Annotated in this window: 20 protein-coding genes and 1 pseudogene; 15 read left to right on the forward strand and 6 right to left on the reverse strand. The window is 37.7% G+C overall.

Translation table 11 applies throughout. The features are described from left to right. Positions 1-74 precede the first annotated feature (74 nt). The 10 genes from AN486_RS07850 (at position 75) to AN486_RS07895 (ending at position 9,037) form a co-directional block, all read left to right on the forward strand. Positions 75-1,115, forward strand: a complete 1,041-nt coding sequence (locus AN486_RS07850) for an NADP(H)-dependent aldo-keto reductase (RefSeq protein WP_290600024.1) — start codon at positions 75-77, stop codon at positions 1,113-1,115. Between the two features lie 247 nt (positions 1,116-1,362). Next, positions 1,363-2,349 (forward strand): threo-3-hydroxy-L-aspartate ammonia-lyase, encoded by a 987-nt coding sequence (locus tag AN486_RS07855; RefSeq protein WP_290600026.1) that lies wholly within the window; start codon positions 1,363-1,365, stop codon positions 2,347-2,349. 159 nt (positions 2,350-2,508) lie between these two features. Then, positions 2,509-3,165, forward strand: coding sequence for a class I SAM-dependent methyltransferase family protein (locus tag AN486_RS07860; RefSeq protein WP_290600028.1), 657 nt, complete (start codon positions 2,509-2,511; stop codon positions 3,163-3,165). Positions 3,166-3,168: 3 nt separating this feature from the next. Continuing rightward, complete coding sequence (locus AN486_RS07865) at positions 3,169-4,380, forward strand: glutathione S-transferase family protein (RefSeq protein ID WP_290600031.1); 1,212 nt, start codon at positions 3,169-3,171, stop codon at positions 4,378-4,380. Positions 4,381-4,407: 27 nt separating this feature from the next. Continuing rightward, on the forward strand, positions 4,408-4,707 hold the full coding sequence (locus AN486_RS07870) for a sulfur transferase domain-containing protein (RefSeq protein ID WP_290600033.1): 300 nt from the start codon (positions 4,408-4,410) through the stop codon (positions 4,705-4,707). A gap of 124 nt (positions 4,708-4,831) precedes the next feature. Further along, complete coding sequence (locus AN486_RS07875; protein ID WP_290600035.1) at positions 4,832-6,457, forward strand: FAD-binding protein; 1,626 nt, start codon at positions 4,832-4,834, stop codon at positions 6,455-6,457. 142 nt (positions 6,458-6,599) lie between these two features. Continuing rightward, positions 6,600-6,929 (forward strand): ferredoxin family protein, encoded by a 330-nt coding sequence (locus tag AN486_RS07880; protein WP_053540203.1) that lies wholly within the window; start codon positions 6,600-6,602, stop codon positions 6,927-6,929. 29 nt (positions 6,930-6,958) lie between these two features. Next, complete coding sequence (locus AN486_RS07885) at positions 6,959-7,915, forward strand: D-2-hydroxyacid dehydrogenase (RefSeq protein WP_290600038.1); 957 nt, start codon at positions 6,959-6,961, stop codon at positions 7,913-7,915. A gap of 106 nt (positions 7,916-8,021) precedes the next feature. Then, entirely contained in the window at positions 8,022-8,264 is a 243-nt protein-coding gene (locus AN486_RS07890; protein WP_290600040.1) for a hypothetical protein, read from the forward strand. Continuing rightward, entirely contained in the window at positions 8,261-9,037 is a 777-nt protein-coding gene (locus AN486_RS07895; RefSeq protein ID WP_290600041.1) for a PhnD/SsuA/transferrin family substrate-binding protein, read from the forward strand. The genes AN486_RS07890 and AN486_RS07895 overlap by 4 nt, the downstream gene beginning before the upstream one ends. Before the next feature lie 58 nt (positions 9,038-9,095). Here AN486_RS07895 and AN486_RS07900 read toward each other — a convergent pair whose 3' ends face one another. From AN486_RS07900 to AN486_RS07925, 6 genes are all read right to left on the reverse strand, one after another. Then, a complete protein-coding gene (locus AN486_RS07900) occupies positions 9,096-10,346 on the reverse strand; it encodes a tetratricopeptide repeat protein (protein WP_290600042.1) in 1,251 nt (416 codons plus the stop codon). A 294-nt stretch (positions 10,347-10,640) separates the two neighbouring features. After that, positions 10,641-12,770 carry a PhnD/SsuA/transferrin family substrate-binding protein gene (locus tag AN486_RS07905; protein ID WP_290600043.1) on the reverse strand — a complete coding sequence of 710 codons (2,130 nt, stop codon included), beginning with the start codon at positions 12,768-12,770 and terminating at the stop codon, positions 10,641-10,643. Positions 12,771-12,891: 121 nt separating this feature from the next. Next, on the reverse strand, positions 12,892-13,029 hold the full coding sequence (locus tag AN486_RS07910) for a hypothetical protein (protein WP_290600044.1): 138 nt from the start codon (positions 13,027-13,029) through the stop codon (positions 12,892-12,894). A 42-nt stretch (positions 13,030-13,071) separates the two neighbouring features. Continuing rightward, positions 13,072-14,115, reverse strand: coding sequence for an aliphatic sulfonate ABC transporter substrate-binding protein (locus tag AN486_RS07915; protein ID WP_053540196.1), 1,044 nt, complete (start codon positions 14,113-14,115; stop codon positions 13,072-13,074). Between the two features lie 357 nt (positions 14,116-14,472). Beyond that, the gene (locus AN486_RS07920) at positions 14,473-15,780 is read right to left on the reverse strand and encodes an MFS transporter (RefSeq protein ID WP_053540195.1); all 1,308 of its coding nucleotides are present in this window, start codon (positions 15,778-15,780) and stop codon (positions 14,473-14,475) included. A 28-nt stretch (positions 15,781-15,808) separates the two neighbouring features. Then, complete coding sequence (locus AN486_RS07925) at positions 15,809-16,558, reverse strand: SDR family NAD(P)-dependent oxidoreductase (RefSeq protein WP_053541346.1); 750 nt, start codon at positions 16,556-16,558, stop codon at positions 15,809-15,811. A gap of 211 nt (positions 16,559-16,769) precedes the next feature. Between AN486_RS07925 and AN486_RS07930 the strand changes: the two genes are divergently transcribed. The 5 genes and pseudogenes from AN486_RS07930 to AN486_RS07950 form a co-directional block, all read left to right on the forward strand. Then, on the forward strand, positions 16,770-17,858 hold the full coding sequence (locus AN486_RS07930) for a sulfonate ABC transporter substrate-binding protein (RefSeq protein ID WP_053540194.1): 1,089 nt from the start codon (positions 16,770-16,772) through the stop codon (positions 17,856-17,858). 121 nt (positions 17,859-17,979) lie between these two features. Next, positions 17,980-18,810 carry a dienelactone hydrolase family protein gene (locus AN486_RS07935; protein WP_290600047.1) on the forward strand — a complete coding sequence of 277 codons (831 nt, stop codon included), beginning with the start codon at positions 17,980-17,982 and terminating at the stop codon, positions 18,808-18,810. A 143-nt stretch (positions 18,811-18,953) separates the two neighbouring features. Further along, complete coding sequence (locus AN486_RS07940) at positions 18,954-20,258, forward strand: O-acetylhomoserine aminocarboxypropyltransferase/cysteine synthase family protein (RefSeq protein WP_290600045.1); 1,305 nt, start codon at positions 18,954-18,956, stop codon at positions 20,256-20,258. Between the two features lie 75 nt (positions 20,259-20,333). After that, positions 20,334-21,344: a homoserine O-acetyltransferase gene (metX, locus tag AN486_RS07945; RefSeq protein WP_290600046.1), complete on the forward strand. Its 1,011-nt coding sequence runs from the start codon at positions 20,334-20,336 to the stop codon at positions 21,342-21,344. Between the two features lie 86 nt (positions 21,345-21,430). Next, positions 21,431-21,631, forward strand: a pseudogene (locus AN486_RS07950) (IS4 family transposase); the annotation flags it as partial.

The raw sequence follows: 21,631 nt of genomic DNA on the forward strand, positions 1-21,631 counted from the left end.
TAGTGTAGTTTGATGAAATAGTGATATTTTTAGTTTTTGTAGCAAAATGGAATCAGGAGAATCATTTAAACATTATGAAATACAATCAACTTGGTGCAAGCGACCTCAATGTTTCAGAAATTTGCTTGGGAACTATGACCTATGGGCATCAAAATACTATTGAGGATGCACATGAGCAACTTGACTATGCTGTTACCCAAGGGATAAATTTCTTAGATGCGGCAGAAATGTATCCCGTCCCTCCTCGTGGTGAAACCCAAGGGAAAACTGAGGCTTATATTGGTGAATGGTTGAAGAAACAACAACGAGATAAATTAATTGTAGCTACTAAGATTGCTGGTCCGGGTCGTCCTTTTTCTTGGTTGAGGGGTGGAAATAATAAAGTTGACCGTGATAATATTACACAGGCAGTAAATGATAGTTTGCAGAGATTACAAACTGATTATGTAGATTTGTATCAAATTCATTGGCCTGATCGTTATGTTCCGACATTTGGACAAACAAGTTATAATCCAGAATCAGAAAGGGAATCTGTGCCTATTGCGGAACAGTTACAGGCTTTTGCTGATGTGATTAAAGCTGGGAAGATTCGCTATTTGGGTTTAAGTAATGAAACGCCTTGGGGGGTGAGCGAGTTTGTTCGCATTGCTAATGATTTGGGATTACCTAAAGTTGTGACAACTCAAAATGCTTACAATTTATTAAATCGTAATTTTGAATCAGGTTTAGCTGAAGTTTCTCGTTATACAGGTGTGGGTTTGCTGGCCTATAGTCCGCTGGGTTTTGGGTTTTTGACTGGTAAGTATATCGAAAACCAACAATTAGAAAATACGAGAATAACTCTATTTTCAGGTTTTGGACAACGGTATTTAAAACCCAATGTCCAAGAAGCGGTGAAGGCTTATGTGGAGGTTGCTAAAAAGTATAATCTGTCACCAGCTCAATTAGCGATCGCATTTGTCAAAAGTCGTTGGTTTGTGAAAAGCACAATTATTGGCGCAACAACTTTGGCACAATTGCAGGAAAATATAGATAGTGTCAATGTGGTTTTAGATCAAGAGATTTTCGCGGAATTGGATGCAATTCATACTCGTTATCCTAATCCAGCACCTTAACCAGATTTTGTAAAAAATACAAAGCGGGATTCTCACCTCACTTAATAAGTAGCTTGACACAATTAAATATAAAACCTCTCCCTAACCCTCTCCTACAAGGAGAGGGAAAAGGAATAAATCTTGATACTGGAGAGACTTTGACTCCCCCTTCCCTGGTAGGGAAGGGGGGTGGGGGGTTAGGTTTGTATTATATTTTTTAACGCCCACTTACTTATTAATGATAGTGAGAGTTACTTTATGAAAAAAAATGTTATTATCTAACTCTGTTAATTTTACTGATATACAAGCAGCGCAACAACGACTTTTGGGTATTGCTCATCAAACACCAGTAATTACTTCTAATACTTTCAATAAACTGACTAAAAGCCAAGTATTTTTTAAATGCGAAAACTTTCAACGGACAGGAGCATTTAAGTTTCGTGGTGCTTATAATGCCTTAGTCCAATTATCAGTAAAGCAGAAAATAAAAGGGGTGATTACCTATTCTTCAGGAAATCATGGACAAGCGATCGCTCTTGCTGGCAAATTACTTAACATTCCCACAATTGTAGTTATGCCTGATGATGCACCGATAGTCAAACAAACTGCAACTCGCGGTTATGGTGCTGAAGTCATTTTGTATAACCGTGAGACAACTAACCGGGAAGAATTAACCAAAAATCTCGCAGCAGAACGCGAATTAACTTTAATTCCCCCCTATGATCATCCTCATATAATTGCTGGACAAGGTACAACTGCATTAGAACTAATTCAGGAAGTTGGACAACTAGACTACTTATTAGTATGTTGTGGTGGTGGTGGATTAATTTCTGGTTGTGCAGTTGCGACAAAAGCAGTTTTACCTAATTGTAAAATAATCGGTGTAGAACCGGAATTAGCCGATGATGCTACTCGTTCCTTTTATACCAAAACCTTGCAAACTGTCCACAATCCCCATACCATTGCTGATGGTGTCCGAACTCCCAGTTTGGGTAAAATCACCTTTCCCCTAGTCTTGCGATACGTAGATGATATGGTGACAGTATCGGATGCAGGCATAATTCGCACCATGTTCTTGATTTGGGAACGCTTAAAAATCGTTGTTGAACCCACCGGAGTCATAGCCGCAACAGCATTATTAGAAGGTGTAGTTAAAGCACCGGGCGCGAGAATTGGCGTAATTATCAGTGGTGGAAATGTAGACTTATTGCAAGTTAGTCAATTGAAACAACTTAATCATCTTTTGCATTACTAGATAAATAATTATCTAACTACTTGATTTTCCCCAAATTGATATGGTAGTCTGTGTTTATATTTAATCTACGGTTTTTTGATAGACTTACCGTATTTTATGTTATAGTGATCAAAGACACTGTTGAGAATCTGAATTTTTAGCAATCGGAAATTTTCTTTTATGCCAAAAGATTGGTTAGAATGGCACGATCTTTACAATAGCGAAGCAAAATTGCAGCAACGCCTAGAAATCGTGCAGGAATATATTTCCTATAGTTTGGATAACTCCCCAACAGGGGCTATTCGTGTAGTTAGTGCTTGCGCTGGTGATGGACGAGATTTATTAGGAACATTAGCAAATCATCCTCGCGCTAAAGATGTATATGCAAGATTAGTAGAAATCAATCCTGAGTTAGTTGAACGTGGCCGCGCAACTATAGAATCATTGGGTCTAACAAAACAAATTGAGTTTATCAACGGTGATGCAACTGCTGCTGCTAATTATTTAGGAGCAGTACCAGCAGATATTGTGATTGTCTGTGGGATTTTTGGGAATTTAGCTGATGAAAATGAACTCAATCGTTTATTAGGAAACTTGAGCTTTTTGAGTAAAAAAGGTGCTTTTGTTCTCTGGACTCGTGGACATTCTAACGGTATTGCTTATTCAGAAACCGTGCGTAAATACTTCCGTGATTTTGGATTTGAAGAAGTTAACTTTAAACTCACAGCCACAGGAGATATGGGAGTAGGGATTCATCGTTATTTAGGTGAAAATTTACCTACACCCAAAGAAGAACAACTATTTGTATTCTCTGGCGTTCCAAATAAAGCGAGGTAACAAATGTCCATTACAAGCACTACCATATCTAATTGGGATCAATTATTAGAAAGCGCTCGACAAAATACCCCCGCCCGTCGAGTCAAAAGACCAGGACAAGCACCTTCTACTGCTCCTATTCCTAGCAGTTATCATAAACTTCCGACTAATATAAAACCACCAGTATTATTATATAGAGATAGTAACTCTTGGTGTCCTTTCTGTGAACGAGTTTGGTTTGCGTTAGAAGAAAAACAAATTCCCTTTGAAACAGAATTTATTGATCTGAGTAATAAACCGAAATGGTACACAGATTTAGTGCCAACAACTCTTGTTCCCGCAGCAAATATTGAGGGCAAATTCGTTTATGAATCAAAAGATATTCTTTTAGAATTGGAAGAACACTTTGGAGAAACATTGTTACCTGAAAATCCCGAAGAAAATGCTCTTGCTAGACAATGGGTTGAAGATGCAGAAACTAATGGTTTTCGGGATATTGCCTATAAATTCTTGAGACAACCTCCAGAAGATGCTAAAGAATTATCAAATTTAGAAGCAGAATTTGAAGCTAAATTAGATGAAATTGAGAAAACTTTAGGGAGATACCCAAAACCCTATTTTTTATCAACATTTAGTTTGGTAGATATTATGTATAGTCCCCATTTAGATAGATTGGCGGCTAATTTACCAGTATATAGAGGATATCACATCAAAGGAAATCCTCGTTTTCCTCTCATCAATGTTTGGTTTGCAGCACTTAAAAAACGTCCTGCTTACAACAGAGTTAAATCAGACAATATTACTAATAATTTACTTTTACGCCGTAGATTTGGTGTAGAACCTATTGGTAATCCCTTACCTTTAGATTTATTTGATGCTGAATTTACTGAATATCGGGCTGAAGCAGCAGAAAGATTAAGTGATAATCGAGAAACTGCTATTGGCGATATTCTCAAAAATTCAGGAGTTCAATCTTTAGGTGATATCTCAATAATCAAAGAAATTGTTGATTTTCACCTCAGACTATTAGCTGATTATCTCCTTAATGGTAATAACGAACTATTACTAGGAGGAAGAACAGGTGGAAAAGAAAGTATAGATCCAATTATCGCGGCTACAGGGGCTATTACACTGGCTTATGTGAGAAATAGGATTTGTGCGCCACGAGATATGAGTGCTGGTGCTGCAACTGCATTGCGAGCCGCAGCAGATAAGGTTTTAGCATCTATTTATTGATTTCATTTCATCCAAAGAGGAATCAAAATGACTGATTTTAAAAAGGTTAATGATGATTTGAGTATCGCTGGACAAATTTCTGCTGAGGAATTAAGAAAATTAGCAATTGAGGGTTTTAAATCAGTTTTGAATTTACGTGATCCTGATGAAAATGGTTTTTTCCATGATGAAAAGCAAGAAGCACAAATTGTAGGATTGGAATATACAAACATTCCTTTAAATTCTCAAGCACCAAATCAAGAATTAACAGCAGAAGCAATTCTAGAAATTGATCATTTACCCAAACCAATTAGCTGCTTCTATTACTGGTGTAGAAATTCAAGTTGATGGTGGAAGTACACCAGGAGTTTAAGTTATTGCGTAGGTTGGGTTAAGCGACAGCAACCGAAAATTTTCAGAATTTTGTTGGGTTTCCTTCCGTCAATTAATATTACAAAAAAGAGGAATTTCCATGACTCAGAAACAATTATTTTCCCAAGATAGCGATATTGATCAAACCTTATTAGCTGATGTATTAGTAATTGGTGGTGGACCTGCTGGAACTTGGTCAGCTTGGAGTGCTGCTAATGGTGGTGCAAAAGTGGTTTTGGTGGACAAAGGCTATTGCGGTACAAGTGGTTGTGCTGCGGCTGCCGGTAACGGTGTATGGTATGTTGCACCAGAACCCGATAGTCGAGAAGCTGCAATGGCTTCTAGGGAAGCATTAGGAGGATTTTTATCTAGCCGTGATTGGATGCAACGGGTACTAGATCAAACTTATGCGAACGTAAACCAATTGGCTGATTGGGGTTATCCTTTCCCTACAGATGAAGAGGGTAAACCCTATCGGCGCAGTCTGCAAGGACCAGAATATATGCGTTTGATGCGATCGCAAATAAAACGGGCAGGAGTGAAAATTTTAGATCACAGTCCGGCTTTGCAGTTGTTGGTAGATGCAGAAGGGGCTGTAGCTGGGGCGACGGGGGTTAACCGTCAGACTGGCGAAAAGTGGGTTGTGCGATCGCATTCAGTGATCATTGCTACCGGAGGCTGTGCTTTCTTGAGTAAAGCCTTGGGTTGCAATGTGCTAACAGGTGATGGATATCTCATGGCAGCCGAAGCGGGTGCAGATATGTCGGGAATGGAGTTTTCCAATGCCTATGGCATCGCACCTGCTTTTTCTTCTGTCACCAAAACCTTATTCTATAATTGGGCAACTTTCACCTACGAAGATGGTACACCCATCCCCGGTGCTGGTTCACAAAAAGGGCGTTCTGTCATTGCCGAAACTTTGATAACTCAACCAGTTTATTGCATCATAGACAAAGCCTCAGAAGAAATGCAGGTAACAATGCGTTTATCCCAACCCAATTTCTTCCTACCCTTTGATCGTGCAGGTATTAATCCCTTTACTCAACGTTTCCCTGTGACTCTGCGGTTAGAGGGAACAGTTCGAGGTACAGGTGGCATTAGAATTACTGATTATACTTGTGCTACTTCTGTACGTGGACTTTATGCTGCTGGAGATGCAGCCACAAGAGAATTAATCTGTGGTGGTTTTACTGGTGGCGGTAGTCATAATGCCGCTTGGGCGCTATCTTCAGGGTATTGGGCAGGACAATCTGCGGCTACATATTCCCATAATTTAGGTGTGGAAGGAAACCAACGTCCAGTTCAATCCGTAGGTGGCGTAGGATTTATCTCTGGTAGTGAAAAACAAATTCAGAGTGAAGATATCATTAAAGCTACTCAAGCGGAAGTTTTTCCATACAATCGTAACTATTTCCGTAATGAACAAACTTTAACAGAATCATTGCACAGATTACATTCTCTCTGGGATGAAATTCGCAATAGCCAAGTTGCAGATAATAGTAATATTCTCCGCACAAGAGAAGCTGCGGGAATGGTAGCCACAGCTAGATGGATGTATAGCAGTGCCTTGGAACGCAGAGAAACAAGAGGTATGCACAAACATTTAGATTATCCAGAACAGGATACTAATCAACAACATCATTTAATTAGTGGTGGTTTGGATCAAGTTTGGGTGAAAGCTACACCTATACAGGATACAAAAGCAAAAGAACTTGTAACTGTTTAATTGTAGGTTGGGTTGACGCTCATGTTACCCAACATGATCAAAACTTTTGCTATGTTTCATTCTCCTCAACATGATCATAACTTGTGTTGGGTTTCACTTCGTTCTACCCAACCTACATCAATATTAATTTTGGATTTTTATTATGATTGAATTAGTTAGTGAATCCCGGTGCATTGAATGTAATATCTGTGTTAAAGTTTGCCCGACAAACGTATTCGATAAAGTACCAAATGCACCTCCAAGAATTGCCAGACAAAGCGATTGTCAAACCTGTTTTATGTGTGAATTATACTGTCCGGTAGATGCGCTTTATGTTGCACCCGATGTAGAACCATTAACAGGAATTAACGAACAATCATTAGCAGAAGCTCAACTTTTAGGAAGTTATCGCAAAAATATTGGTTGGGGAAAATCTCTCACAACTACAGCTAAAGAAGATTCAACATATCAATTATTGCAGAAGATGAAATAGAACATCAAAAATAATCGAAGTTATCAATTATGAAACTGATTTTACCAGTAGAAACTGCCGATGAAATTGAGCCACATTTACCTGAAGGTACTGTTGTAGTGCGTGTGGATGGTGAAGGTAATATAGATGGTGATGCCACAGATGCCGAAGTTTACTTTAGTTACTTTTATCTCAAACCTACTACTTTACATCGAGTATTAGATGCTGCGCCTTTGCTGCGTTGGCATCATGCCCCAAATGCAGGTGTAAATCATATTTTGACACCAAAATATTTGGAACGAAATTTAATTTTAACTAATGGTTCTGGAGGTTCTGGAGTACATGGTATTCCCATTGCTGAATTTGTGATTGCTTATTTATTGGCTTATTCTAAGCGATTACCAAGTTTATATAAACTACAAAATGAGCATAACTGGCAAAGAGGTTTACCAATTCAAGAATTATTCGAGAAAACTTTATTAATTATCGGTGCAGGTGGAATTGGTCAAGAAATTGCTGTTCGTGCTAAAGCATTTGGAATGCGTATTTTTGGCAGTTCTCGTCATCCAAAATCATTACCAAACTTTGATAAAGTAGTGGGTGCAAATGAATGGAAACAACTACTGCCAGAAGCAGAATTTGTGGTAATAGCTACACCTTTAACTCCAGAAACAAAGGGAATGATTGATGTGGAAATCCTGCGTTTATTCCGCCCTGATTCCTATTTAATTAATATTGCACGAGGGGCAATAGTTGATGAATCAGCACTGACTACAGCTTTACAGGAAGGCTGGATTACTGGTGCGGCTTTAGATACAGTATTTACTGAACCATTACCAGCAGAAAGTCCCTTGTGGACATTGCCAAATGTGTTTATTACACCCCATTGTTCTGGAAATACTCCTAGAGTTAAGGAGAGAACACTTGCCCTATTTCTTGATAATTTCAACCGCTATCGTCAAGGACAAACTTTACGCAATGTAGTAGATAAAACTGCTGGTTATTAGGGATTTTTATTCGTCAAAATAGGAAAACCAGATTTTTTTTGATATAATCTACGGTAAGCCTATCGAGTTGCTGTGCTTTAGTTTTTTATTGACAAGAGAATTTATCATGACATTAGCCCAAGACATTAATATTCAGATCCATCAAAAAGCATATCCTCATGTTTTAGGGAAGGTATCAGAACTAGGAGTATCCTTATTTAAGGGGACATGGTGGTATATTCATCCTTATATAATAGTTTTCAAAATCATGCTGCTTGCTTTTGCTAGTCTCAGTTTTTTATATATTCATTATTCTAGGCAAAAGCTAATTAAAATTTTCCAAAATAGCAGGGTTTCAAAAAAAGAATGACTAAGATTACAAAATTACAGGCTGTATCTTATTTAGCTCCTAATTATTTTGGACTATATCAGGAGATTACAGCTTATTTAGGTCGTGTTTTACAAGTAGAAATTGCACTACATCAAAGTAAATACGACCCCTTAAAAGACACTCTATTATTTAAAGACCAAATAGACTTGGCTTTTATTTGTGGATTACCACTAATTCGTTATAGTCAAATAGCACCAAATCAATTACAGACATTAGTTGCGCCTGTGATGCAATCATCTCGATATGGTGATTGTCCTGTATACTATGCAGATGTGATTGTTAAGACTGATAGCAATATTCAGAAGTTTGCTGATTTATCAGGGAAAACTTTTTGCTATAACGACTCTGGTTCTAATAGTGGTTATCATTTACTTTGGCGGTGGTTGAGTCAAGAAAAATATCCACCCAATTTCTGGGGAAAATCTCTAGAATCAGGTTCTCATCAGCGTTCTATTCGTTGGGTAGTTGAAGGACTGGCTGATTGTGCAGCCATTGATAGTGTTGTATTAGAACAAGAATTACGGGATTTTCCTGAATTATCACACCATTTACGTGTGGTGCAAATAATTGGACCTTCTCCGATGCCACCATTGGTAACAGCGCGGCGTTTAGGTATCTCTTTGATTCAGCAAATGCAATTGGCTCTATTCCAACCAGATGCTCAGTTGCAAGAAATTATGAAACAATTTAGTGTTAAGCGTTTTGATGCAGTGAAGTTAGAGAATTATCGGGTACTTAATCAGTGCCAATAATATAGGGATGGGCAAGACTTGTACTGAGCTTGCCGTAGTATGCCCATCCCACAAAATTCTAAGCACTAATAGGATAAATTCGATGCTGCTTTTGTTCGCACAAGAGAGCATCTTGATAAATTTCTGCAAATAATACTCGCTGTGCATGACTTCCCCCAATCTCATGCAACCGCGATAATACAAGTTTGAGTTCGTTAACAGTTGTCTGGAAATCACCTTGAGCATGAGCTACCATGCCCTTAGCTGCGGGAATTGCTATCTTTACCCAACTCCTGCGAAGAAAGGGATTAATACTCAAGGCGTGATGTTCCATACTTTGAAGCATTTCTTTTACCCAGTTATTGTGTCCAGCTTTGGCAAGGGCATAGACATAATGCAAATCCTGGAATGGTAATGCGTGTTCATCAATGCGACTGTAAAGATAAGGACTGATATCTTGCCAACGGTTGCCTACATCTACCCCACGTAATTCTAGCCGTAATAACATGGAAATTGCCCCTACTTGGTCTTTGGGAGATTGTTTGTTAGCACGTTGCCAAATATGCTCATCGTAGATTTTCAGAACCTTTTCGTAGTTTTCTAATTGCCAATAATACAGTGCTATATGCCACCAGTTGTGAGTATAAAGCATAGAGTTACAGTTGTCCCAGGTATATGCAAAATTCTCCATCCAAATTATTCCCTCCTGGGTTCTTCCCTGAGTTTCCATTACATGACCAATAGCATGATGCGCCCAAGGATCATATCTATTTAAGGCGATTGCCTCAAGTGCCATTTTTTCTGCTGCTGGTAATTGGTGACATTGTTCTAAGCCAAAGGCCACCATCCCATATAGATAATCTTTTTGGGGATTGTTAGGTAAAACTTTTTGGGCAATTTCTAGTAATTTTTCTTTATTACCTGTATAAAAATAGTGATATTGCCCCTGCTGCACGGAAATTAAATCAGTGGGAAATTGATTGGTAATCTCTTCATGAAGGGCTATTCCTACATCAATCTCTTGATTTGCCCAAGCTAAAATTGCTTCTACGTATAACTGTTCTCTGGCAGTAATTTTGCCTAAATTTCTGTGTGCGACTTGCAAATATGGTTGTGCCTGTTGCCAATCTTTTGTACTTTCTTGACTCAGATGATAAGCGGCTGCATAAGCATTAGCTAAAGCACAATTTGGATCAGCCTCAACTGCTTCTAAAATCGCTGTTTTTGCATCTTTACCATAAGCAAGGGATTGATCAATAAAACGGTTAATAGCAGCGATCGCTTCGGCTGAACCTGTTGTCACTAACAGCCCTTGTCCATCTTTAAGCATGATGAATTCCTTACAGCAAGATTTAAATTCTTAAACTACGGCAACTTGGTCGGAATACCGGGGTTATTGACTAGATTATGCCACAGCCTCTCCCAAACCGCAAGTAAAAACTACGGTAAGTTGATAGAGTTACTGGATAAATATACATTTTTGCAAAGCTTTATTTCCGAGAACTACCTCGATGAATGAATGCTGTTGATTGGGTTCAATCTAAATAAATACAAAATTACTGTATAATAGTTAAGTCATTTGAATTGAGTGTTATTAATGCAGTCACTACATTATTAAGTCCATTCAACTCACCAACTCCCGACACAGAGGAAGCTTAATCTGAAACTCTGTTCCCTTTCCAGGCTCTGAGAAAAAATCAAGTTTGCCACTGTGTCGTTCTACTACTATTTGATAGCTAATTGATAATCCTAGTCCTGTTCCTTGACCAACTGGTTTAGTTGTAAAGAAGGGATCAAATACTCGTAGCTTCGTTTCTTCACTCATACCTAATCCGTTATCTGCAATGTAGATCAAAACCCAACGATTATCTATCACATTAGTCCGAATAGTAATGGTAGGAATAAAATTATTTGGCTGATGGGTAATAGTTTTCTCTAAAGCATCTATGGCATTACTCAAAATATTCATAAATACCTGGTTAAGTTGTCCTGGAGAACAATCCACAATCGGTAAATTTCCATATTCTTTATTAAGAATAATAGTAGGTTTGTGAGAATTACGTTGCAAACGATGCTGCAAAATTAATAATGTATTTTCAATTCCTTCATGAATGTTGACTGCTTTGATTTCTGCTTCATCCAAGCGCGAGAAATTTCGTAGAGAATGGACAATATCTCTAATTCTTTCGCTACCCACCCGCATAGAATTGAGTAGTCGAGGTAGATCGTTACTAACAAATCCAAGTTCAAATTTTTCCATTGCTATCTGAACTGCATTTAGAGGTTGTGGATAACATTGCTGGAAAGTTTGAACTATATTTAATAATCCTTGAACATATTCTTCTAAATAGTTGAGGTTGCCATAAATAAAATTTGCTGGATTATTGATTTCATGAGCAATTCCCGCTACCAATTGTCCTAAACTGGACATTTTTTCACTGTGAATCAATTGCATTTGCGTTTGTTGCAATTCTTTCAATGCTTGTCGTAAATTCTGAGTTTGGGTTTTTAGTTGTAATTCAGATTCTCGTAATTCTTCCTCAGCTTGTTTGCGTCGGGTAATATCTGTGTGAGAACCTGCCATGCGGTATGGTTTATTCCAAACATCTCGTAACAGTATTCCTCGGCAAAGTACCCAAAGATAGTTACCATTGCGATGTTGTAAGCGATATTCTTGTTCATAAGTGGAAAGTTGCCCTTCAAAGTATTGCCGAAAAGTTGTTAAAACGCGATCGCTATCATCTGGATGTAACCGCTGTTTCCACTCTTGAAAAAGATTCGGAATCTCAGCTTCAGCGTACCCTAACATTTCTTTCCAGCGGTTAGAAAAGAAGACTTCATTTGTTTCCAAATTCCAATCCCATAATCCATCGTTTGATCCTTTAACTGCTAATTCAAAACTAGAAGTTGTCTTGCCAAAATCTTTATAAGGATGAACTTGTAAAACTTGAAAGCATTCATGAAATGATTGATAATTGAGAGGAATTGTCCAACCTTCCGATTTTGCTGCTTTCGCTGCGGGATGATCTTTTGGTAATTTTAGTAATGCGATCGCTACTTGTTCTGCTAATTGACTCGGAGTTTCTTGGGTAACAGCAAAAGGCCATTCAGGATATAACTGGGTACTCAAAGCAAAGGGAAATTTTTCTCCATACTGCGTTTGCTGATTAATGATTTTGAAGTTTTTCAAATCAACTTTTCCCTCTAAAGCCATCTGTTCCAATACATTTGTAGAAATAGTTCCTGCATCTGCCTTACCTTCCCCAATAGCATATATCACTGCATCATGACTATTGGTAAATTGCAAACTTTGAAAATCCCGGTAAGGATTTATCCCTGCTTCTACAATTTCTCTCCATGCTGATCTCCAACCTCCAAAAGAATTTTCCGCAACAGCAACAAAGTTTTTACCCCGCAAATCCGTCAAACTCTGAATATTGTCACAATGAGCATTACAGAAAATTACTCCACCAAACATGGTATAAGCTCGTCCCATCCGCAACTGCTTTAAAGTTGCCAGCCGATTTACTCCATAAAGGGCTTCAAATTCCACATATATTCCCGGACTAGCAATTACAAATTCCACTGCATTCTGTTCAATAGCAGCACCAATCTGGGTGAAATTTAGAGGAACAATAGTAAAGTCATATTCAGAAAGTTCTGTGGTCAGATAATCTGCTGTTTTTTGCCAAGTTTGTAGCGTGTTCTGGATATCTCGATGTGCTAAAACACCAATTTTCATCAGGAGTTTCATAGCTTAGTATTAATTGTATAAAGATGGAATTGAGCCTCCGGGCATAATTTTTACTGTCGTACTGATAGAATGACTAGTTATTAATTATTAATTAGACAAGTATTTTGTGACTTATTTACTATTAATCATCATCAGTAATATCATTTAGCTGTGAAGCAAGTTCTTGACTATTTTGACCAATTAAAAACCTCAGAAATCGATCAAGCCGCTTTACACCACTGAGGGTAATTAAAGTCAATAATCCTCCCAATAATCCCATTTGCCACAAACCACAACCAATGGCTATCCAGTAACTGAAAAATTATTTCAGCCGTTTAGGTGTAATAGCTTCAGTTAATTGAGGTGAAAGAGTTGCTTCCTTGACATTTATCTTGCGGGGAATAACTTTTTCGTCAAAATAAAAATCAGCTACTCGCTGTTGTTCAGCAATAATGCCAGGTGTCAGTTTTCTTAACCGATATGTCCGTCGACGGGCCACAGTTTCTAACACTGATTCATCTAATTTCAGTTCAGGTGCAAAAGCTTTGGCAACTTCTTTAGGGTTCTTATCAGCCCATTCTCCCACCTTATCTGCTTCTTCTAAAAACACTCTTGCCAATTCAGGATTTTTGGTAATAAACTCCCGTCTACCCAGATAAAATCCGCCGAGAGTATTAATCCCTGAAGCATTTCTGAGATTACGAATAGGGATGGTTTTTTCGACAAGAGCTAAAAAGGGATCACCACCTACCCAAACTTCAACTTTATTTTGAATAAAAGCATCGCGGGCTTCAGATGGAGTTAGTCCCACAACTTGAACATCACTAATCTTTAAACCCACTTCTTTTAAAGCTTTAGCTAATAAATAGTGGGCATTAGATCCCCGTTGAAATGCAACTTTTTTACCCTTAATATCCGCTAATTTATTAATCGGAGAATTGGCTCTGACGATAATACCTTGCCCTAGTCCTCTACTGGGTACACGCCCAGCAATATAAATGATTTCTGTGATACCAGCAGCTTGGGAAAATATTGGGGGTGTTTCTCCCACTGTACCGATATCAATCTTACCTGCATTCATGGCTTCTATTAGTTGTGGACCTGCTGGAAATGGTCCAACCCAATTCACCGTTACACCTAATTCTTTAAAACGTGGCTCAACAACTTTTTTAACTTTGACAATATCCCCAGAGGTTTGATAAGCTAAGTTGATAACTTTAGAACTAAATCCAGATTTTGTCTGGGCTTGGCTTGTTTGTAATAAACTACCTGTCAAGGGTGTAGATAGAGTAAATAATCCCAGTAGTGAATATTGAATAAATCGGTTTAAAACTATGCGCTGTTGTGGCAAAAATGGTATTTTCATGGCTGAAATATTTGGAGTTTACAAAATTGATAATTTTTATTCTGTTAAAGCAAAAACTCTCGTATTCTTATCGAAATTACGTATTTAAATATTATCTTTACACAAAAAATCTGAAAATCAAGTATTTTCCAATACATTTATTATTTTTTTCAAGATTTATTTGAAGTATTTAGGTAATATAGCAATCCTAAATTTTATGAACAACAAGATCCCCGACTTCTTAGAGAAGTCGGGGATCTGAATTTGAATGAAATAGGCTGTACTCAAAAAATCACCAAAGTAGGGATAATTCATAAATTACCCATACACACATAATAATCACGGCTTCGATAACATCATCTGTAAGTTCTATGCTGACTAAGAAATTAATCCCATTTCTTGATATATGGGGTTTACCACTGTTCTAATCTCTGAGATTTGTCTAGTAAAAAAACAAGCTCCCAAAATACAACAAACACCACCAAATAATAAGGCATTAGCAACGCCAATATAATTTGCTAATCCTCCAAAAAATAAATTACCAAAAGGTAGTATTCCCAAAAAAGTAGTCATAAATATACTGGTTACTCGTCCTCTTTTATCTTCTTCCACAAGAATTAGTTGCAGAAAATTACTAATTGAAGCTAGAGTTAAGGTGTTAGTTAATCCCACAATAAAGATTAATACCAAACAAATTTCTAGCTGTGTTGAGAGAGAAAATAATATTAATGATACTCCCAAGACTAAAGTAGAAATTGCCATAACCTTTTCTAGTCCTATTACTTTCTTACGCTGCATGAGATAAATCCCCGAAAATATAGAACCCAAAGCTGTAGAAGTCATCAGAAAACCCATTGTTTCTGCATTGCCTTTTAGCACTTCTTTGGCAAATATCGGTAGAAGATTTACATAAGTCATTGCCATAAAGCAAATTATAATTTGCAATATTAAAATAGATTTAATAGGCACGAAATTATAGACAAAAATAAATCCTTCTTTCAAGTTATGCCAAATTTTTGGAGATTTTGATGTAGATAAATTATTGATATTTGGTTTTATCCGCATAGTTAAGATAGCTACTATAAAAGGCAAATAGCTAATAGCATCTACTAAAAAACATAAACCTGCTCCATTTCTAGCAATTATCAAACCCCCAATCATCGGACTGACAAATTTAGCTGTATTAATTAAAAATGAATGCACAGCCATTGCACTATAAGTATCACTTCTATTTTCTACTAATCTAGGAATAGTTACTTGACGTGCTGGTAAATCAAAAGCTTTGACTATGCCTTGAAGAATACCAATGATAATAATATCTGTAAAATTTATCTGATTACTAATAGTTAAAAAAGTTAGTAATGAAGATAAAAGAATAGATACTATCTGAGTAGTTAATAAAACATACTTTAAATTCCATCTATCTAGTAATACTCCTACCAATGGCGTAATCACCAAACCCATAGCTTGATTGCTAAAGCCAGCTATACCAACTAACATGGCTGAATTTGTCAATTGATAAACCATCCATACTAAAGCAATTTGTGTCATCCAAGAGCCGAAAAAAGACACGCTTTCTCCAATGAGAAAACCAGATAAATTGGGTGATTTAATTGCAGGTGAAATTTTCAAAAAAGCAAATATTTTGTTGCTTTTCTTTAATGATGTGCTATTTTCTTCTAACATTAATATTACCTATTTTCAGGTATAGTCATTACCGATCTTGCTGAGTTGGACGAATTAAGATTTCATTTACATTTACGTGCTGTGGTTGGGTAACAGCATAAACTATTGCTGCTGCGATATCTTCACTTTGTAATGGTGTAATTGCTTTCCGTCTGGCTGCAATTTCCTGCTTTGCTACTACATCGGTAATATGCTGATCAATTTCTGTTTCTACTAAACCAGGCTCGATGATAGTAACGCGGATATTGTCTTGATATACTTCCTGTCTTAATGCTTCCGAAAAGGCATTTACACCCCATTTAGTTACATTGTAAGCTGCCATTCCTGCACGGGCAATGCGTCCAGCGACGGATGAAATATTAACGATATGTCCTGATTTTTGCGCTTTAAAAATAGGTAAAACTGTGTGAGTTGCGTACATTAACGCCAAAACATTAATATCAATCATTTTCCGCCAGTTTGACGGATCTGCATTTTCAATCCTACCTGGAAATGATATACCTGCATTATTTACCAAAATATCGACGCGCCCAAATTCTGCATGAGCTTTTTGGATCAAATTTTTAACTTGTACTTCATCGGTAATATCTGCAACAACAGGTAATACTTGTCCACCATTTTCAGTAATATGTTTTGCTACTGCTTCTAAACGCTCTCCCCTTCTAGCTGCAATTATTACTTTTGCTCCTTCTGCTGCGAGTGAAATAGCTGTAGCTTCCCCAATTCCCGAAGAAGCCCCGGTAACAATGGCGACTTTTCCTTCTAATTTACTTGCCATAGCGAACATCCCTTGATTAGTTAAAATACGGTATCTTGATACAAATACTGTTGATTTAAAATCAAGCATCTCACAGATCACTAGAAAAAGCAACAAAAATAACCTCTATGTGATACTCTAAGAAAAAAATACGGTAAACTGATTGATATACTGTAGTTTTGTGATAAATTAACTTGAGTCCAAATATTCTATTGACCTTAACACCAGAGTAATGTTGACTAAATTTTCTCCATTCCGACTATTGGAAGCTGGAATCACCTTCCTAAAAAAATATCAAAAGCAGAACATCCACACTCTTTCCTTACTATTTGCAGTTGGACTAAGTTTGACTTTTGTTATTTCGGCTTGTTCTCCTAACACAAGCGAGAATACTGGGACAACTCAGACAGCGCAAACAACTAAAACCGCTATTTCAAGTCCAACTTCTAACAGTACAGTGGTTCGTATTGGCTATCAAAAAGCTGCAACTGTCCTCTACGCATTAAAAGCCAAAGGGGAATTAGAAAAAGCTTTAAAAGCCTCTGGTGCTTCTGTCACTTGGACTGAATTTCCCGCCGGTCCACCCATGTTAGAAGCTTTAAATGCGGGAAGTATTGACTTTGGTTACACAGGAGAAGCGCCCCCTGTATTTGCCCAATCAGGAGGTACACCGTTTGTTTATGTTGCTTATGATCCATTGAGTACCAAAGCTGAAGCGATTATTGTTCCTCAAGATTCACCTATTAAAAGTGTGGCTGATCTCAAAGGTAAAAAAGTTGCTTTTGCTAAAGGCTCTAATACTAATTATTTAGTAGTAAAAGCATTGGAAAAAGCAGGATTACAATATAAAGATATCGAACCTATGGGTCTTAAACCAGCCGATGCTCGCGCTGCTTTTGAAAGTAAAAAGGTGGATGCTTGGGCTATTTGGGACCCCTACTTAGCAGCAGCCGAGAAAGCAATAAGTGTCCGCACTTTAACAGATGCGACTGGATTAGCACCTAATCGTGGTTATTATCTGGCTGCTAAATCTTTTGCTGATAGCAATTTAGATACTCTGAAAACGGTTATTGATGAAGTTAAGAAAGTAAGCGACTGGACAAAAAATAATCCACCTGAAGTTGCTAAGTTACTATCACCTATATTAGGTATAGATGCTGCTGTTTTAGAAATAGCCGAAAAGCGGCGTGAGTATGGTGTATTACCCCTAACAGATGAAATAATTACGAAACAACAAGAAATTGCTGATGCTTTCTATAAGATCAAATTGATTCCTAAAGAAGTCAAGGTTAAGGAAATAGTTTGGCAAGCTAATAAATAATTTGGTAATTGGTAATAGAAAAATTACTAATTATCAATTATTTCTAAAAATCTGCCTTTACTCTCTCTGTGTCTGGAGCGCCTCTGCGTGAGAAAAAAATAAATCAAGGTAATTAAAAATGATCAAAGAAATAACACGGCGTGAATTTATTGCCACTGCTGCCTTAACAACTGGTTTTGCTTTAGCCGTACAACCTGTTTTTGCTAAAGTAATTACCACAGATACAAAAGGATTAATTGCGGGAGGGGTGAAAATTCCCGTTGAGGGTGGGGAAATTCCGGCATATAGAGCGCAACCAGAAAAAGGTGAAAATTTCCCCATTGTTTTAGTAATTCAAGAAATATTTGGTGTTCATGAACATATACAGGATGTTGTTAGACGCTTTGCTAAATTAGGGTATTTAGCGATCGCCCCTGAACTATTTATCCGTCAAGGTGATGTGTCAAAATTAAGCAATATTGACGAAATTCGCGCAATTGTGTCCAAAATTCCCGATGCTCAAGTCTTATCAGATTTAGATGATATTGTTACTTGGGCTGTAAAATCAGCCAAGGGTAACGCTGATAAATTAGCAATTACGGGTTTTTGCTGGGGTGGTCGAATCACTTGGTTATATGCAGCACATAATCCCAACGTAAAAGCAGGTGTGGCTTGGTATGGAAGATTGGTAGGCAATGTAACCGAACTACAGCCTAAACACCCTGTTGATATTGCTTCTGAGTTAAAAGTCCCCGTGCTGGGACTCTATGGAGGTCAAGATACAGGTATTCCTGTGGACACAGTAGAACAAATACGAGAAAAACTCAAATCTAGCAGCAGTAAATCAGAGATAATTGTTTATCCTGATGCACCTCACGCCTTTTTTGCCGATTATCGCCCCTCTTACCGCGAAAAAGAAGCCCAGGATGGTTGGCAAAGACTCCAGGTATGGTTTAAACAGTATGGAGTGTGAGTTTCAATATTTCTAGAACTTACGCAGAAATTACGGATAAACGAACCGCAGAGGCGCAGAGGACGCAGAGAAATAAGAGTTTGAGAGGTTTTGCGTAAGTCCGAATTTCATGTTTTGATAGTCAACCTATTTAAATACTAACTATGTCAGAAAATTATCGTTTTGAAACCCTACAAGTCCATGCTGGACAAGAACCCGCACCTGGTACTAATGCCCGCGCTGTACCAATTTATCAAACTACTTCCTACGTTTTTGATGATGCTGAACATGGAGCGCGGTTATTTGCTCTCCAGGAATTTGGTAACATTTATACCCGGATTATGAATCCGACAACGGATGTATTTGAAAAAAGAATTGCAGCATTAGAAGGGGGTGTAGCAGCTTTAGCCACTGCAAGCGGTCAAGCGGCACAATTTTTGGCAATAAGTACGATCGCTCAAGCAGGAGATAATATTGTTTCTACCAGTTTCCTCTATGGGGGAACTTATAACCAGTTCAAAGTTACTCTTCCACGATTGGGAATTAATGTCAAATTTGTGGAAGGAGATGATCCAGAAAATTTCCGTCAAGCGATTGATGAAAACACCAAAGCCCTGTACGTTGAAACCATTGGTAATCCCCAATTTAACATCCCCGATTTTGCTGTTTTAGCTGACATTGCCCATGAAAATGGTATTCCTTTAATTGTAGATAATACCTTCGGTGCAGGTGGATATGTAGCACGACCAATTGAACATGGTGCAGATATTATCGTAGAATCTGCTACTAAGTGGATAGGTGGGCATGGTACATCTATTGGTGGTGTCATAGTTGATTCTGGTAAATTTGATTGGGGTAACGGCAAATTTCCCCTCTTTACTGAACCTTCCCCTGGTTATCATGGATTGAATTTTCAAGAAGTATTTGGGAAAGGTAGTCAATTTGGTAACATTGCTTTTATTATTCGTGCCAGAGTCGAAGGATTACGAGATTTAGGAGCAGCATTGAGTCCATTTAACGCTTTTCTATTACTGCAAGGATTAGAAACTCTTTCCCTGCGTGTAGAACGTCATATCAACAATGCTTTAGAATTAGCCAAATGGTTAGAACAACAAGAGCAAGTAGCATGGGTTAATTATCCAGGACTTCCCAATCATCCATATCATCAACGAGCAAAGAAATATCTTCGACATGGCTTTGGAGGAGTTCTTAATTTTGGTATCAAAGGTGGATTAGAAGCAGGTAAAGCTTTCATTAGTAATGTGAAATTAGCTAGTCATTTGGCAAATGTCGGTGATGCAAAAACCCTTGTTATTCATCCTGCTTCTACAACTCATCAACAGCTAAGTGATAGTGAACAAATTTCGGCTGGTGTGACACCAGATTTAGTGCGGGTATCTGTGGGAATTGAACATATTGACGATATTAAGGAGGACTTTGAACAGGCATTTAAGAAGATTTCTGGCTAATATACCAAAAGAAAAAGATCCCCGACTTCTTTAAGAAATCGGGGATCTGGGGATCTATAGCTAATTGCTAATTTTATGAAATACTTAGACTTCATTTCATCAAAAAACCAGTTTTACCAATTGTCAGCACCATTTTCATTAGAATCTGGTGAAGTATTAATTGATGTTCAGGTTGCTTATCGCACTTGGGGAAAATTAAACGCAAACGGCGATAATGGAGTCTTAATTTGTCATGCTCTAACTGGTTCTGCTGACGCTGACGACTGGTGGGGAGATTTGTTTGGTTCAGGAAAAGTCTTTGATTCTGACCAGGATTTTATTGTGTGCAGCAACATTTTAGGAAGTTGTTACGGTACAACTGGAGCAACTTCTATTAACCCAAATACAGGAAATATTTATGGTGCATCTTTTCCCAGAATTACAATTAGGGATATGGTTCACCTCCAAGCTGCATTACTAGAATATCTGGAAGTTAAATCTCTACGGTTAGCAATTGGTGGTTCGCTGGGTGGAATGCAGGTTTTAGAATGGGCTTTATTATATCCAAAAAAGGTGAGAGCGATCGCACCAATGGCATCACCTGGAAGACATTCAGCATGGTCTATTGGCTTGAGTGAAGCCCAAAGACAGGCAATTTATAGCGATCGCAATTGGCAAGGTGGGAACTATACAACTGATATACCACCAGTCCAAGGATTAGCGGTAGCGCGGATGATGGCAATGATTACTTATCGTTATTGGGAGAGTTTTACAAATCGCTTTGGTAGACAGCAGGATGAATCTAATCAGTTTGCAATATCCAGTTATTTACAATATCAAGGTCAAAAATTGATAGAACGTTTTGATGCTAATACCTATATTACATTAACTCATGCAATGGATAGTCATGATGTTAGTTGGAACAGAAAAGATTATCAATCAGTTTTGCAAAGTATCAAACAACCAACTTTAATTATATCCATTGATTCTGATGCTAGTAACCCCAGTATTTGTAATTTAGAAGTTTGTTGTTTAGCAGGTGTGAATAAAACATCTATTTCTTTAATTTCTCCTGAGACTTTTTCTGACGCTTTGCTTAACGGGTGACAAGGCGGTTGAAGATGAGATGTGGCAATAATTTGAGAAAATAAGGGAGTAAAAAAATAGGGACAAAGAAGCCCCCGAAGCAAAAAATGTTACCACAATCATATCAAACAATTTTCCGAAAGCATTTGAGTGAACAGCAGTATTTGACACTAGAGATATTGTTGTTATTAATACAGGCTCATCGCCAAGTAAAACTGTCAAAATTGGCCAGCTTGTTTCCCCAACCAATTAAATATGAAAGCAGGAAACGTAATCTACAAAGATTTTTAGGAATAGGTAAACTCTGC

The sequence above is a fragment of the Anabaena sp. AL93 genome (genome assembly GCF_001672085.1).
GTDB lineage: Bacteria > Cyanobacteriota > Cyanobacteriia > Cyanobacteriales > Nostocaceae > Dolichospermum > Dolichospermum heterosporum.